Source organism: Rhodoferax sp. XS2R6 (genome assembly GCF_056521365.1).
Genome location: NZ_JBWMAY010000006.1, coordinates 1 through 13,452 on the forward strand (window position 1 = coordinate 1; position 13,452 = coordinate 13,452).

Genomic DNA, 13,452 nt, shown 5'->3' on the forward strand with positions numbered 1-13,452 from the left:
GACGCTGGGTTGGTTGACTCCTTTGGAGGTTTACGGCCAGTGGCTGGCCAAGCTTGAGCACTCTCCTGACGTCATCCAATAAACTCCAACTGTGTTGCACTTGGATTTGAGTCCGCCGTCCATGATACTTGCGCAAGTAGCTAGCAATTTCATAGCGACCCCGAGGGCAAAGCGTTCTTGTCGAGCTGGCGGCCAGGCAGCTTCTCGGTCAGGTCTTCGATCATGAAGCGGCCGTAGCGCTGTGCCGTGGCCGGTTGGAGGATGGGCACCAGATCGGCCACCAGCCGCGCGCTGGCATCGTCGCGCGTCTCCACCACCAGAAAGCTGCAGCCGTCTTCCGCAAACGCCTTGTGCAGGCGCACCAGGTCCAGCTCGTAGCCAAAGTTGGCCAGGGGGCTGGCGCTCTGCAACTCGGCATCCACCTGGGCCAGCATTTCCTGGGGGGTGTAGTGCACCAGGCGGGCTGGGCCAAAACCTTTCTCTGCCAAGGCCTGCTGGGCCGCCTGCAAAGCCTCTTCCGTGGGAAAGGCCATGAGGGTGTGGCCCGCGGGTTTGAAGACGCCAAAGGTGGTAGGGGGATGGGACTTGTCCATGGGGCTCTCCAGTACGGCGGTATCGCCAACCGAGTCAATGTAGGACCGCCGTGGTGGTGGCTCTGTGCGCCTGCGCACCGAGAGTGCCGCCGCATTGGGTAAGCTGGCGGCATGAACAAATACGTGGCGACGTACGCAGCCACCGCCGTGCTGATGCTGGCGCTGGACCTGCTGTGGATTGGCGTGCTGGCCAAAGCGCTGTACCAGAACGGCATCGGCCATCTGATGGCGGCCGAACCCCGGCTGGGCGTCGCTGCACTGTTCTACGCGCTGTATCCACTGGGCCTGGTGCTGTTTGTGGTGGCGCCGCAGGGAACCAGCGGCAGCTGGACCAGCACCCTGGTGCACGGCGCGCTGTTTGGCCTGTTTGCCTACGCCACCTACGACCTGACCAATCTGGCCACGCTGAAAGACTGGCCCGTGGGCCTGTCGCTGTTGGACATGGCGTGGGGCGCAGCGGTGAGTTGCGCCGCGGCAATCGCAGGCAAGCTGGCGTGGGATAAATTTTCATGAAATTGGCCTCTAGCCCCCGTAGAGCATGCGCAAGCAGCTCCTAAAGGTATAGCAAATTGATGTCCGCTCGCATGGCGTGCGCAATCTTCAGCATGTCCGCATCGCTGACCTGGAACAGGCCAAACCGGAACTTGTAACCCCAGCGGCTGCGGTCTTCCACAAATTCAAAATCGTCCAGCAGCGGCTGGATGGGCGCCTCCAGCGCGGGCACATAGGCCACGTCGCGCCGGTAGGGTACAAAGCCGCCGCCCATGTCAGACATGGCCCCCACGCTTGCCACTGCGTGTGCTGCGCTGCCCCCCAAGGGGGCTATCGCGCCTTGGGACGGCCCGGCGTCGCGATGCGCATACGGCTCCCCCGGCTGCACGATGCCAATCGACACAAAAGCCTGCAGCGTGTCCTTGCCCCCCATGCTGACTGTGGGACTGTAGTAGGCCACGCGGTCACCCGGCGCGACGCGCTTGAGCGGCGCGCACTTGCCGTGGCAGACCTGCATATACCCCTGCTCCGGCACCGCGCAGCCCCGGCGGGCGTGCGCGGCGCAGGCCACGGCAATCCAGTTGTTGCGCGGGGCCATGGATCAAGCGAGGGCGTGCAGGCCGACGCGGTTGCCGTCCAGGTCGGTGATGTGGGCGAAAAAACCCATGCCCGGTGGCAGCGCCGTGCGCCGTTGGGCAATCTTTCCGCCCTGCCCCACCGCGCGCTGCAGGGCGGCGTCCAGTGACGGTGTGGCGTCCAGGTACACCAGCGTACCCGCACGCGAAACCCGGGGCGCCGTGGGCCCCATCATCAACGCGCCCCCGGTGCCATGGCTCGCCAGGTCATAGGCAAACACCGCCCCCTGGCTGGGGCCCATGGCTTCACGGCGCATGGGCCGGCCGAGCACGGTTTCGTAAAAGGCCTGGGCGGCGTCGAGTTGGGTGGTGGGGATTTCAAACCAGCTGATGGCGTTTTTCATAGGGGGCTCCTTGGTGTGTTGAAGAAGCCCGGATGGTGCCGGGGGGCTACTGACAGCGCTGTGTCAGGAGGCTAAACGTGCCGCCACTGCGTCACACCACTGCCATGCAAGCCCGCCACCATCATTGTCCACGCGTTACCAAGGCAACGAACCATGACATTCCCTGAACAGCGCAGCCATGCGCGGGCGCCTTTGCTGCCTATGGGCCCATCGACCCCGTGGCCCCTGGCGCTCCAAACACATGCACTCGGCACGGTACGGGCAGAGGTACTGGACATCAGCGAAGGGGGTGTGCAAATCTTGTCCCGCCCCGATCTGCGGCTGACAGGCAAATCCTTTCACCTGCAAGTGGTGGTCTGCCACCGGGACAGCACCGAGGTGATGGACGGGGGCGAGATTCAAGGCGTCTGGTCCCACAGCGGACAGGCGCACAGCCGCAGCGGTTTTCTCGTTCGGGCGGACCGCAAAGCGCTGGCCCACTTGGTACAAAAACTGCGCACCACCGCGCCCCGCGTACTGCATTGCATGCTGCACCCAGTCGTAGCCAGCGTTTAGAGCGACATTGAGAGCGACAAAGACGCGGGCGCAATACGCCGCGCCGCCTGCGTGTGCCCGCCAAACCCCCAGTCGCTGGCCGGCACCTCGCGCACGATCACATAGCTGGCGGGTTCCAGCCCATGGCCCGCGCCCAGCTGGTCTTCCAGCTCGGCAAAGGCGGTGCTGATGAACGCGGCCTTTTGCTCCGCCGTGTTGGTGCCTTGGGTGATGCTGATCTCCAGCAGCGCCGTGGGGCGCTGCACATCGCTGCCGCCCACATGCCAGCGCGCAGCGGGCACATCGTCAATCACCACCGCGGTCACTTCGGCACGCTTGCCTAGCTGTTCGTGGGTGATGCGGGTCAGCGCCTCGGCCAGCGCGCGGTAGCGTGAGGGGTTTTGCAGCGGCGAGATTTTGAGTTGCAGGGTGGGCATGGTCAGGCTTTCGTAGTGGTGGTGGAACGGTAGGCGCGGCGGGCCAAGCGGGCCTTCAGGCGGGTGGCGCTGCGTTGGGCCAGCGCTTGGCCGCCGGCCAGGCTGCGCTGCCACACGGCGTCGGCACCGCGCCAGAAGTCATCTACCGCCTCGCGGCGCAGGCGGCGTGCTTCGCGCCGGGCTTGGTCGTGCAGATGGGCGAGTGCAGTGGTTTCGGGGGTGGCTGGGAACATGGCGGACTCCGGTGGGTTCAGGGGCTGATGCGATGGTTTGAACTTTATTAATAGAACCACTCTTCGGAAACCGCACCAAACCCATATTGGTTTTGCAGTATTTGCAAAACCAAACCCGCCCGCCGCACAATGGCGCCATGCAACTCCAACTCGATGACGTCGCCCTGTTCACCCGCATTGCCAAGCTGGGCACCCTCTCCGCCGCGGCGCGCGAGCGCAATGTGCCGGTGAGCCAAGTGACGCGGGCACTCACCCGGCTGGAGGCGGCGTGCGGCGTGCGCCTGCTACACCGCACCACCCACGGCCTGAGCCTGACCGACGAGGGCGACACCCTCTTGGCCTATGGCCAGCGCCTGCTGGACACCACGGCCGAGCTGGACAGCGAACTCAGCGGCAAGCTCAGCGGACCCAGCGGCTGGGTGCGCATCAGCGTGAGCCCGCTGATGGCCGAGTGTGTGATTGCGCCCAGCCTGGCCGGCCTGTACCAGCGCTGGCCACTGCTGCACATCGACATCAACGCCGATGACCGCATTGCCGACATGGCGCGCGACGGCATTGACGTGGCCATCCGCACCGGCTCGGCCGTCAGCGACACGCTGGTGGCGCGGCAGATTGGGGAATACGGCCGCACGCTGTACGCCGCGCCGCGCTACCTAGCGCGCTGTGGCACGCCGCAGCACCCCGACGACCTGGCCCGCCACCATCTGATTGCCAACAGCGCCAGCCCCAACCTGAACCGCTGGAGCCGCACCGGCCAGCCCGCCCCGCCGGACCTGGTCGTGCCGGGCCAAACGCGCGCCGACAACACCGCCCTGCTGCTGAACCTGGTGGTGCACGGTGTGGGTATTTCGCGCCTACACGACCTGATGGCCGCGCCCTGGGTGCGCAGCGGCGCACTGGTGCCGCTGCTGGAAGACCACTTTGTGAGCCCGCGCATTCCCATCTATGCCGTGATGCTGCAAGAGCGCCACCGCCTGCCCAAAATTCGTGCGTGTATTGACTACTGGGCAGAGTGGATCGCGGGCATGTCATGACGGTGCACACGCACTGACACGGGGCGCGGGCGCCCCACCAAAGCGCGCCAAGCTCACCGACCTGGTGCGCAAATCTTGTATACCAGTGGCATGGAGTTTGCATTCAGGCAGGCCACATGGCCAACGCATCTGACATCAGCACCCGCATCATTGAAGCCGTCATGGCGCAAAAACTCGCCCCTGGCGCACGCCTGGGCGAGCAGCAGCTCGCCATGGTGTTTGACTGCAGCCGCACCATCGTGCGCGAGGCACTCACCCGCCTGGCGGCGCGCGGCATTGTGACCGTGAGCAGCCGGCGCGGTTGGTATGTGATTGAGCCGTCGTTGAGTGAAGCGCGCGAGGCTTTTGAGGCGCGTCGGGTGATCGAGATGGGCCTGATCCGTTGCACCACCGAGGTGAGCAAGGCCGCCATCAAAAAGCTCAAAGCACATATCAAAACCGAGCAGGCCGCCGTGAAGGGCACCGACGTGGGGCTGCGCAGCTACCTGCTGGGCGACTTCCATGTGTGTCTGGCCGAATGCCTGGGCAACAGCCTGCTGGCCGACACGCTGCGCGACTTCACGGCGCGTACCACCTTGATCGCCATGCTCTACCAATCCACCCACGACGCCGCGCACTCGTGTGCGGAACATGGCCGAATTGTGGAGGCGCTGGAACAGTCGGACTGGGTGCTGGCAGAGCAACTCATGCAAGCCCACATTGGCCACGTGCAGGATGCCCTGCGCCTGCAAACACCCAACGGCGACCCATTGGCCGAGCTGCGTAGTGCGCTCAGCCCCGTGGGCGAAAGCACCAAAACCAAGCCCGTCCGTTTGGCACATGACTTGCATACAAGTCTTGGCGACAAATCTCCCAAAGACCCCTCAACCTACCTTGGAGCCCTGTTATGACCTTCCCCTTGAACAAACGCACCTTCTCCCTGGCCCTGGCCACCGGCGCCCTGCTGGCCGCCACTGGCGCCCACGCGCAAACCGCGCTGGACGACATCATGAAAACCAAGGTCTTGAAGGTGGCGGTGCAGACCGACTCCGCACCCTACGGCTTTGTGGGCACCGACCTCAAGCCCATCGGGCTGGACGTGGACATGGCCAACTACATCGGCAAGAAGCTGGGCGTGCCCGTGGAGCTGGTGGTGGTGGTGAGCGCCAGCCGCATACCTGCGCTGCAAACCCGCAAGGCGGACCTGGTGATTGCCACGCTGGGCAAGAACCCCGACCGTGAAAAAGTGATCGACTTTTCGTCCGCCTACTCCCCTTTCTTTCAGGCTGTGTTTGGCCCCAAAACCGTCAGCGTGAAAAGCTTTGCCGATCTGGCTGGCAAGTCGGTGGGTGTAACCCGCGGCGCCATGGAAGACCAGGAGCTGGCCAAAGTGGCACCGTCTGGCGTGGACACCAAACGCTTTGAAGACAACAACGCCACCATTGCCGCGTTCACCGCAGGACAGGTGCAGTTTGTGGCGCTGGGTGCGTCGGTGGCCGGCAACATGATGACCAAGAACCCGCAGCTCTCTGCCGAATACAAGCTGCTGCTCAAAGACAGCCCCAACTTCATCGGCATTGCCAAGGGTGAAGACAAGCTCAAGGCCAAGGTCAACGAGATCATTGCCGACGCCAAGAAGAGCGGCGAACTGGAAGCCATGGCCAAGAAGTGGCTGGGTCGCGGCCTCGGTGACTTGCCCTTGTAAAGCCTGATACGGCCTGATCGAGCATCCCCATGCGCATTCAGCTGGACTTTGGCGCCGTGCTGGCAGAGTGGCCCCTGCTGCTCACCGGCATTGGCTGGACCCTGGCGCTCACGGCCGCTGCCGTGGTGGTGGGCACGGCCCTGGGCATAGGCTGCGCCTGGGTGCGGGCGCGCGGCTTTGGGGCCGAGCACGCCGCCGCTTGGCTGCGTGCCGTGGTGAATGGTTATGTGGAGCTGATCCGCAACACGCCTTTCATCGTGCAACTGTTTTTCATCTTCTTTGGCTTGCCGGCGGCGGGCTTCAAGCTGTCGGCCGAGACGGCGTCCTTCATCGCCATGGTGATCAACCTCGGTGCTTACGCCACCGAGATCATCCGCGCCGGGCTGGAGGCCACGCCAAAGGGGCAGATCGAGGCGGCAGTGAGCCTGGCACTGACACGGCTGCAAACCTTTACCCGCGTGGTGCTGCCCCCTGCGTTGAAGAAAGTGTGGCCCAGCCTGGTGAGCCAAATCATCATCGTGATGCTGGGCTCCTCGGTGTGCGGACAAATCTCTACCCAAGAGCTGAGCTACGCGGCTGACCTGATCCAGAGCCGCAACTTCCGCTCGTTCGAGGCCTTCATCGTGGTCGGCGCGCTGTACCTGCTGCTGTCCTTCGCGGTGCGCCACCTGCTCAACTGGGCCGGTTCCACCTTTCTCTTTGGGAGGCGCTAGGCCATGGTTGATTTTTCCCTCTGGGACATTGTCCGCAACCTGCTGCTGGCCTTGCGCTGGACGGCGGGCCTCTCGCTGATCGCCTTTGTCGGCGGTGGGCTGGTGGGCCTGCTGCTCTTGATGTTGCGCCTGAGCAAGCTACCAGGCGCCGGCGTGTTTGTGAGCGCCTATGTGCAGCTGTTCCAGGGCGTTCCGCTTTTGGTGCAGCTGTTTTTGGCCTACTACGGGCTGGGCCTGTTTGGCATCAACACCTCGCCCTGGGTGGCGGCCGGCATGGGGCTCACGCTGTACGCCAGCGCCTTCCTCACCGAGATCTGGCGCGGCTGTGTGGCCTCTATCCCGCGTGGCCAGTGGGAGGCCTCCCAAAGCCTGGCGCTGAACTTTGCCGAGCAGCTGCGCTACGTCATCCTGCCGCAGGCCTTCAAGATTGCGGTGGCACCCACGGTGGGCTTTCTGGTGCAGGTCATCAAGGGCACGGCGCTGGCCTCGGTGATTGGTTTCATGGAACTGACCAAGGTGGGCAAGACGATTGCCAACGCCACCTACAGCCCGTTTCTCGTCTTCAGCTGCGTGGCCGTTTTGTACTTTGTGCTGTGCTACCCCGTGAGCCTTTACGCCAAATCCTTGGAGAGGAAGTTGCATGCCCCCCGTTGAAACCAGCGCCACCGCGGCGCCGATTGTGGACATCCGCGCGCTGCGCAAATCGTATGGCAGCAACGAGGTGCTCAAGGGCATCGACCTGCAGATTGCTCCGGGCGAGGTGATCGCCATCATTGGCAAAAGCGGCTCGGGCAAAAGCACGCTGCTGCGTTGTATCAACGGACTCGAAGAGTTCCAGAGTGGCGAGCTGACGGTGGACAGCAAACCCCTGCTGCACAAGAACGCCGCCGCCATGCGCGCGCTGCGCCAGCGCGTGGGCATGATTTTTCAGGGCTTCAACCTGTTCCCGCATCTGACGGTGGGCAAGAACATCATGCTGGCACCCAGCCTGGTGAAAGCCAAGGACGCCGACAGCGCCCAGACCCATGCCCGCGCCCTGCTGGCGCGCGTGGGCCTGGCCGAAAAGTTTGACGCATATGCCGACCAGCTGTCGGGCGGGCAGCAGCAGCGCGTGGCGATTGCCCGTGCGCTGGCCATGGAACCCGCCGTACTGCTGTGCGACGAGATCACCAGCGCACTGGACCCCGAGCTGGTGGGCGAGGTGCTGCGCGTGGTGGAAGGCTTGGCGCAGGACGGCATGACGCTGCTGATGGTGACGCACGAGATGAGCTTTGCCCGCCGCGTGTCCAACCGCGTGATCTTCATGCACCAGGGCCGCGTGCACGAAATGGGGCCACCCGCCGACATCTTTGGCAAGCCGCAAACGCCCGAGCTACAGCAGTTTTTGTCATCCCTGCACGACTGAGCCATGCGGGCGCTGCGGCGTCTTCGATAATCGGGGCATGAGTGAACCCGTGACCTTGATTCCGCTGGACACCGTCAGCGGTGCCCCCCTGACCCCGCCCTCCTCCCGGCCCACCGCCAAATTCATGTTCGCGCACCCGGCGCATCTGCTGGCGCTGGGCTTTGGCTCAGGCCTGTCGCGCATTGCGCCGGGCACCTCGGGCTCGCTGTGGGCCTGGGCGGCCTTTGTGGCGCTGCAGCCGTGGCTGGGCGACACCGGTTGGGCGCTGCTGATTGGCTGGGGCGCCCTGGTGGGCTGGTGGGCCAGCACCGTCACAGCGCGCAACTTGGGCGTGCTGGACCCCAGCAATGTGGTCATCGACGAGGTCATCGCCTTCTGGCTGGTGCTGTGGCTGGTGACGCCGACCTCCCTGGTCGGCCAGGTCATGGCCTTTGGCCTGTTCCGCTTTTTTGATGCCGTGAAACCCGGCCCCGTGGGCTGGGCCGATGCCCTGTTCCACCACGTGGACCCGCAGACCGACCGACGCGCCTGGACCAAGGCCGGCTTTGGCATCATGCTCGACGACTTCGTGGCCGCGGGCTGCACCGTGCTGGTGGTGGCGCTGTGGAGGTTCATCTGAACTCCGCCAACTTACTATCAAATCAGGAGCTAGTTGCGCAATATCCATGCGCTTTAGTGGCCGATTTGATGCTCAAACACCAGTGGATGTTGGCCACAGCCGAGAGCTGCACCGGCGGCCTGATTGCCGGCGCCTGTACCGACCTAGCCGGGTCCAGCACCTGGTTTGAGCGCGGCTTTGTCACCTACTCCAACGCCGCCAAGACCGAGATGCTGGGTGTGGATGCCGCACTGATTGCCACCCACGGCGCCGTGAGCGAGCCCGTGGTGCGCGCCATGGTGCAGGGCGCCCTGCAACACTCCCACGCCCAAGTGGCCGTAGCCGTCACCGGTGTAGCCGGCCCCACCGGTGGCAGCGCCGACAAACCCGTAGGCACGGTCTGGTTTGGCTGGGCCACGCCTGCGGGCGTGCACACCGAGGTGCAACACTTTGCGGGTGACCGCGCCGCGGTGCGCGCCGCCACGGTGCAGCATGCCCTCACGCAACTGGCCGAATTGCTGAAGTAGTCCCGAGTGTCCCGCGGCTGGACTAACGCCCGCGGGCACTCAGACTGCAGCCTGGCAGGTGCAGCATGTCTGCGTACTCGTGGGAGCCCTGCAGTATCCGCAGGCCCTGGTTGAATGCCCGCATGCGCGCCGCACTCTGCGGCAGCTTGGCGCTGAGCATCAGGTGGGTGGTGAATTGGCGGGTCAGCCAGCGCGGGTGGGCCCGCAGCTGCGCGGCCTCGGCCGGCACCAAATGCGCGCCCATGAGGTAACACGCCACATTGCGCTCCATCGGCACCACATCCAGCCGCCCGGCCAGTAGCAGGCGCAGGTTGGCCAGGTCGTCCCCGGCCAACGCCACATTCAGCGTGCCGGCTTTTTGCAAACGCCAAAACTCCGGGGTGTAGGTGTACGAGGGCACGGCACCCACGCGCAGGCCCCGTAGGTCGCTCAGGTCCTTCCAGTCAAAGGGTTTGGCAGTGGGGTTGTCGCGGTACACAAAGACCCACTGCTCGGTCAGCACGTTGTCGCTGATCAAGAAGCCCACATCGCGCTGGGGGTTGCGCCCCCAATAGGCCGTGCCGTCCCACTGGCCGGCGCGTGCTTCTTCCAGAGACCGGGTCCAGGGTTTGAAGGTGTACTGCACCTCGTAGCCCGCATACCCAAAGGCGCGGCGCACGATCTCCAGCGCAATACCCTGGTCGGGACGACTGGCGGTGGCATAGGGCGGGAGCTCTCCGGTGGCCAGGCGCAAGGGAGCGGAAACAGAAACAACTGCTGGCACCTGCGCCAACACATGGCTCCAGCCCATAGCCAGCAGGCAAGACACAGAAGCCACAATGAGGCGCCAATCGACCATGGCAAGCGACCTGAATGGAGATAGTCAGACCATCATAGGCGCAACAAAGAGACGTGTACACGGGGCTCCTGCCCGTGCAGCCAAGAATTGAATTACCCTGCCATTTCCTCCATCCACTTGCCCTTTGGGACCGCCCATGCCACCACCCGCCGACACCCTGCCCACGACCTGGTTTGAAGCGTTTGAAGCGCGCGACTGGGAGGTCAATGGCACACGGCTTCATGCCCGGGTGCCGCGCACGCCACCCGATGGACGGCCCTCGCTCTTGCTGCTGCATGGTTTTCCGCAAAGCCATGTGCTTTGGCACCGCCTAGCCCAAAGCCTGCAGGACCAGTTTTACGTGGTGATGCCCGATTTGCGGGGCTACGGCGATTCGGCTAAACCCGCAGGCCTGACTGACCACAGCAACTACAGCAAACGGGCTCTGGCGCAGGACATGGTGGCACTGATGGACGCGCTGGGCGTGGACCAGTTTCATCTGTGTGGGCATGACCGTGGTGGACGTGTGGCCCACCGTTTGGCCGTGGACCACCCGGCACGCGTGCAGTCCCTGTGTGTGATCGATATCGCCCCCACCTTGGACATGTATGCCGCTACCGACTTTGTCTTTGCCCAGGCCTACTACCACTGGTTCCACCTGACCCAACCCAGCCCCTTGCCGGAGACCATGATCGGGGGCAACCCACTGGCCTACCTGCATGCCAAGCTGGGGGGATGGGGCTCGGGTGGCCTGGGCTACATCGAGCCCACCGCCCTTGCAGAATACGAACGTTGTTTTGCCGACCCGCACACCCTGCACGCCATGTGCGAGGACTACCGCGCCAGTGCGTCCATCGACCTTGAGCACGACCGCGCCAGCCGCACATTGCCAGGGACTCAAGGGAAAATTGCCTGCGATACGCTGGTGCTGTGGGGCGAACGTGGGGTGGTGAACCGGCTGTTCGATCCCCTGGCCCTGTGGCAGGCGCAGTGTGCGGCAAAAGTAAGCGGACGGCGTTTGCCTGCAGGCCACTTTATTCCCGAAGAGCTGGCCCAGGAAACAGCCACGCTGCTGCGGGACTGGGTGGTGAAGCATGTCCCTATCGGAGCGCAATAAGGTGGGGACGACACCGAGCACCGACTTTCCCGCAGGCGGCTTGGCCATCGTGGTGGGCGCGCAAGGCGGTATCGGCCAAGCGCTGGTACGCGCGTTGGAAACCGACACACGTTTTGCACGGGTGATGGGATTGGGGCGTCAGAGCTCACCCGCGTTGAACCTGCTGGACGAGCCCAGTATTCGGCTCTGCGCCCAGACAATGCAAGACACCGGCATGCCCTTGCGCTTGCTGGTAGACGCCACCGGTTATTTGCACAGCGAAGGTCACAGCCCCGAGAAGAGCTGGCAACAGCTGGACCCTGTGCATATGGCGCACCACTTTGCCATCAATGCAATCGGCCCTGCGCTGCTTATGAAGCACTTTTTGCCGCTGCTCGCACGGGACGGGAAGTCGGTGTTTGCCACGCTGTCGGCCAAGGTGGGCAGCATTGGGGACAACCAGCTGGGCGGCTGGTACAGCTACCGCGCAAGCAAAGCTGCCCTGAACCAACTGGTACACACTGCCGCCATTGAGCTGCGCCGCAAGCACCCAGATGCCGTGTGTGTCGCGCTGCACCCAGGCACGGTGGCCACCACGCTCTCTGCCCCCTTCGCCAAGACGGGGCTGGACGTCAAAACACCCGAGGAAGCCGCACTGCGTTTGCTCACGGTGATTGACTCACTGACAGCCGCTAAATCAGGTGGGTTTTTCCACCATGACGGGACATCCCTGCCTTGGTGACGGGCGTAGGGGCACTAGTAGAATCCCTATGGACTTTTCGGGAGGAAAGTCTTTCATCCATCACTTTTCAAATCAGAACCATGAAAAAACTACTGATCGCATCGGCCATCGTTGCCACCTTTGTCACACCCCAAGCGTTTGCACAAGCCAAGAATTTTGAAGGCTTTAGCGTTTTGGGCGGAGTGAATGTGGCTGCAGCCACATTTGAACAAAACGCTAAAAACGGCTCATCGTCTACATCCGCCACTAGCACCTCCAGCAACTTCCAGCTCCAAGCTGAGTACACAATGGCGGCTGGCCAGCAATTCACAGTAGGTGTTGGCGTCAACGCTGGTTTGGGTGATCTTTTGTTTGGCCGCTGGGCTGCTACCGGCGTCGACCTCAAACTCAAAGACACTCTCGCCGTTTATGTCGCGCCTGGGTATGCCGTCAGCGACACCACCTTGGTATACGGGAAAATTGCAGCCATTAGCGGCACTGCAGCAGACACAAGCTCTGTGAGTCTGTCTGGTGTCGGTTATGGCGCTGGTGCTCGCTTCTTGAGCGGCAAGAATGTCTACTACCAAGTTGAATTCATGCAAAACCAATACAGCGACAAAGAGTTCACTACTGTGATTGACAAGTTCAAGAGCAGCGTTTTCTCTTTCGGCGTCGGCTACAAGTTCTAATCCTGTAGTTCTCTGAATGCAAAAAGCCCGCAGCGATGCGGGCTTTTTTTATTGGGCAAACAGGTTCAAGCGCCGTGGCACTTTTTGTATTTTTTGCCGCTGCCGCAGTGGCAGGGGTCGTTGCGACCCGGCTCGACTTCCTTGCGCACGGTTTCCACGCGGGGGCCAAAGCTGCTCCAGAGTTCGCGCAGGTCGTAGACCGCCCACACGGCATCGGCAAAGTCGTTGATGCGCTGCTCGCTCACGCTGGGCGGGCCGTCGTCATCAAAAACGGAGATCGTGGGCTCGTTGCTGTCGTCCTCGGTCAAGGCCACGATGGATTGCAATGCGGCATCCAGCCATTTTTCGGCCTCTTTGTCGCGGGGTGCAGCCCACTCTTCGGGCCAGGTTTCCACGGCGAACATAAAGCCCAAGGCCCACACCTGGGCAAATGAAGGCAGCTCCTGGTCGGCCATGGCGGCACGGTCTTCTTCGGGCAACACGGCCACGGCACCGCGCACGTCCATTACTTCGGGGTGGTAGGCGGTGTCCTCGTCCAGGCTCTTCACCTCGATGCCGAGGCTGCGCACCACATCGTCCCAGCGGCGCGTCCAAAGCTGAACAAACTGCTGCGCCTGCTCGGCACTGGCAAATCCGCCGGCCTCGCCGGGGGCGGGAAACTCCAGATCCAGCAGCGCAGGAAAGGACTCGGCGGTGGCAATGGGACGGCGGCAAACGGCCAGCGCAGCCATAAAACCTTCGCAGAATTCCCATTGCGGGGTTTCATCGTTGCGGGTGCGCAAGTCATCCAGAATGGTGTCCAGGGCGTCAAAGTCGTCCGGACTCAGGGTATCTACTGGGGCGACATCGTTGGCCGCAGGCGTGAGGTTTGGCATAAGCTGTGCAAAAAGAGGGCAGGCT

Annotated in this window: 20 protein-coding genes; 13 read left to right on the plus strand and 7 right to left on the minus strand. The window is 63.4% G+C overall.

What is annotated here, in order from left to right; all coding sequences use genetic code 11:
- Positions 1-149: 149 nt before the first annotated feature.
- On the minus strand, positions 150-593 hold the full coding sequence (locus tag AC097A_RS17200; protein ID WP_479621780.1) for a hypothetical protein: 444 nt from the start codon (positions 591-593) through the stop codon (positions 150-152).
- 111 nt (positions 594-704) lie between these two features.
- On the opposite strand from AC097A_RS17200, the gene AC097A_RS17205 reads away from it, so the two are divergent.
- Positions 705-1,106: a DUF2177 family protein gene (locus AC097A_RS17205; protein WP_479621781.1), complete on the plus strand. Its 402-nt coding sequence runs from the start codon at positions 705-707 to the stop codon at positions 1,104-1,106.
- Positions 1,107-1,146: 40 nt separating this feature from the next.
- On the opposite strand, the gene AC097A_RS17210 is transcribed toward AC097A_RS17205, so the two are convergent.
- Both AC097A_RS17210 and AC097A_RS17215 read right to left on the minus strand, forming a co-directional pair.
- Positions 1,147-1,683 (minus strand): EVE domain-containing protein, encoded by a 537-nt coding sequence (locus AC097A_RS17210; protein ID WP_479621782.1) that lies wholly within the window; start codon positions 1,681-1,683, stop codon positions 1,147-1,149.
- A gap of 3 nt (positions 1,684-1,686) precedes the next feature.
- Positions 1,687-2,064: a VOC family protein gene (locus AC097A_RS17215; RefSeq protein WP_479621783.1), complete on the minus strand. Its 378-nt coding sequence runs from the start codon at positions 2,062-2,064 to the stop codon at positions 1,687-1,689.
- A 153-nt stretch (positions 2,065-2,217) separates the two neighbouring features.
- Here AC097A_RS17215 and AC097A_RS17220 point away from each other — a divergent pair, with 153 nt between their 5' ends.
- Complete coding sequence (locus AC097A_RS17220) at positions 2,218-2,619, plus strand: hypothetical protein (RefSeq protein WP_479621784.1); 402 nt, start codon at positions 2,218-2,220, stop codon at positions 2,617-2,619.
- Here AC097A_RS17220 and AC097A_RS17225 read toward each other — a convergent pair.
- Positions 2,616-3,035, minus strand: coding sequence for a tautomerase family protein (locus AC097A_RS17225; RefSeq protein ID WP_479621785.1), 420 nt, complete (start codon positions 3,033-3,035; stop codon positions 2,616-2,618). The genes AC097A_RS17220 and AC097A_RS17225 overlap by 4 nt on opposite strands.
- Positions 3,036-3,037: 2 nt before the next feature.
- On the minus strand, positions 3,038-3,268 hold the full coding sequence (locus tag AC097A_RS17230) for a hypothetical protein (protein ID WP_315849740.1): 231 nt from the start codon (positions 3,266-3,268) through the stop codon (positions 3,038-3,040).
- Between the two features lie 137 nt (positions 3,269-3,405).
- On the opposite strand from AC097A_RS17230, the gene AC097A_RS17235 reads away from it, so the two are divergent.
- From AC097A_RS17235 to AC097A_RS17270, 8 genes are all read left to right on the plus strand, one after another.
- The gene (locus AC097A_RS17235) at positions 3,406-4,302 is read left to right on the plus strand and encodes a LysR family transcriptional regulator (RefSeq protein ID WP_479621786.1); all 897 of its coding nucleotides are present in this window, start codon (positions 3,406-3,408) and stop codon (positions 4,300-4,302) included.
- A gap of 116 nt (positions 4,303-4,418) precedes the next feature.
- The gene (locus AC097A_RS17240) at positions 4,419-5,192 is read left to right on the plus strand and encodes a GntR family transcriptional regulator (RefSeq protein WP_479621787.1); all 774 of its coding nucleotides are present in this window, start codon (positions 4,419-4,421) and stop codon (positions 5,190-5,192) included.
- The gene (locus AC097A_RS17245) at positions 5,189-5,986 is read left to right on the plus strand and encodes a transporter substrate-binding domain-containing protein (protein ID WP_479621788.1); all 798 of its coding nucleotides are present in this window, start codon (positions 5,189-5,191) and stop codon (positions 5,984-5,986) included. The genes AC097A_RS17240 and AC097A_RS17245 overlap by 4 nt, the downstream gene beginning before the upstream one ends.
- 29 nt (positions 5,987-6,015) lie before the next feature.
- Positions 6,016-6,699 (plus strand): amino acid ABC transporter permease, encoded by a 684-nt coding sequence (locus AC097A_RS17250; protein ID WP_479621789.1) that lies wholly within the window; start codon positions 6,016-6,018, stop codon positions 6,697-6,699.
- A gap of 3 nt (positions 6,700-6,702) precedes the next feature.
- Positions 6,703-7,353: an amino acid ABC transporter permease gene (locus AC097A_RS17255; RefSeq protein ID WP_479621790.1), complete on the plus strand. Its 651-nt coding sequence runs from the start codon at positions 6,703-6,705 to the stop codon at positions 7,351-7,353.
- Complete coding sequence (locus AC097A_RS17260; protein ID WP_479621791.1) at positions 7,340-8,104, plus strand: amino acid ABC transporter ATP-binding protein; 765 nt, start codon at positions 7,340-7,342, stop codon at positions 8,102-8,104. Before AC097A_RS17255 ends, AC097A_RS17260 begins: the two co-directional genes overlap by 14 nt.
- Positions 8,105-8,141: 37 nt before the next feature.
- Positions 8,142-8,723 (plus strand): phosphatidylglycerophosphatase A family protein, encoded by a 582-nt coding sequence (locus tag AC097A_RS17265; protein ID WP_479621792.1) that lies wholly within the window; start codon positions 8,142-8,144, stop codon positions 8,721-8,723.
- Between the two features lie 56 nt (positions 8,724-8,779).
- Positions 8,780-9,229, plus strand: a complete 450-nt coding sequence (locus tag AC097A_RS17270) for a CinA family protein (RefSeq protein ID WP_479621793.1) — start codon at positions 8,780-8,782, stop codon at positions 9,227-9,229.
- Positions 9,230-9,251: 22 nt separating this feature from the next.
- On the opposite strand, the gene AC097A_RS17275 is transcribed toward AC097A_RS17270, so the two are convergent.
- Positions 9,252-10,067 (minus strand): substrate-binding periplasmic protein, encoded by an 816-nt coding sequence (locus AC097A_RS17275; RefSeq protein WP_479621794.1) that lies wholly within the window; start codon positions 10,065-10,067, stop codon positions 9,252-9,254.
- 136 nt (positions 10,068-10,203) lie between these two features.
- On the opposite strand from AC097A_RS17275, the gene AC097A_RS17280 reads away from it, so the two are divergent.
- The 3 genes from AC097A_RS17280 to AC097A_RS17290 all read left to right on the plus strand — a co-directional run bounded on the left by AC097A_RS17280 (position 10,204) and on the right by AC097A_RS17290 (position 12,552).
- Complete coding sequence (locus tag AC097A_RS17280) at positions 10,204-11,163, plus strand: alpha/beta fold hydrolase (RefSeq protein WP_479621795.1); 960 nt, start codon at positions 10,204-10,206, stop codon at positions 11,161-11,163.
- Position 11,164: 1 nt separating this feature from the next.
- Complete coding sequence (locus AC097A_RS17285; protein ID WP_479621796.1) at positions 11,165-11,884, plus strand: SDR family NAD(P)-dependent oxidoreductase; 720 nt, start codon at positions 11,165-11,167, stop codon at positions 11,882-11,884.
- 80 nt (positions 11,885-11,964) lie between these two features.
- Positions 11,965-12,552, plus strand: a complete 588-nt coding sequence (locus tag AC097A_RS17290; protein WP_479621797.1) for an outer membrane beta-barrel protein — start codon at positions 11,965-11,967, stop codon at positions 12,550-12,552.
- A 65-nt stretch (positions 12,553-12,617) separates the two neighbouring features.
- Here the strand turns inward: AC097A_RS17290 and AC097A_RS17295 are convergent, their stop codons facing one another.
- Entirely contained in the window at positions 12,618-13,427 is an 810-nt protein-coding gene (locus tag AC097A_RS17295; protein WP_479621798.1) for a UPF0149 family protein, read from the minus strand.
- Positions 13,428-13,452: the final 25 nt, after the last annotated feature.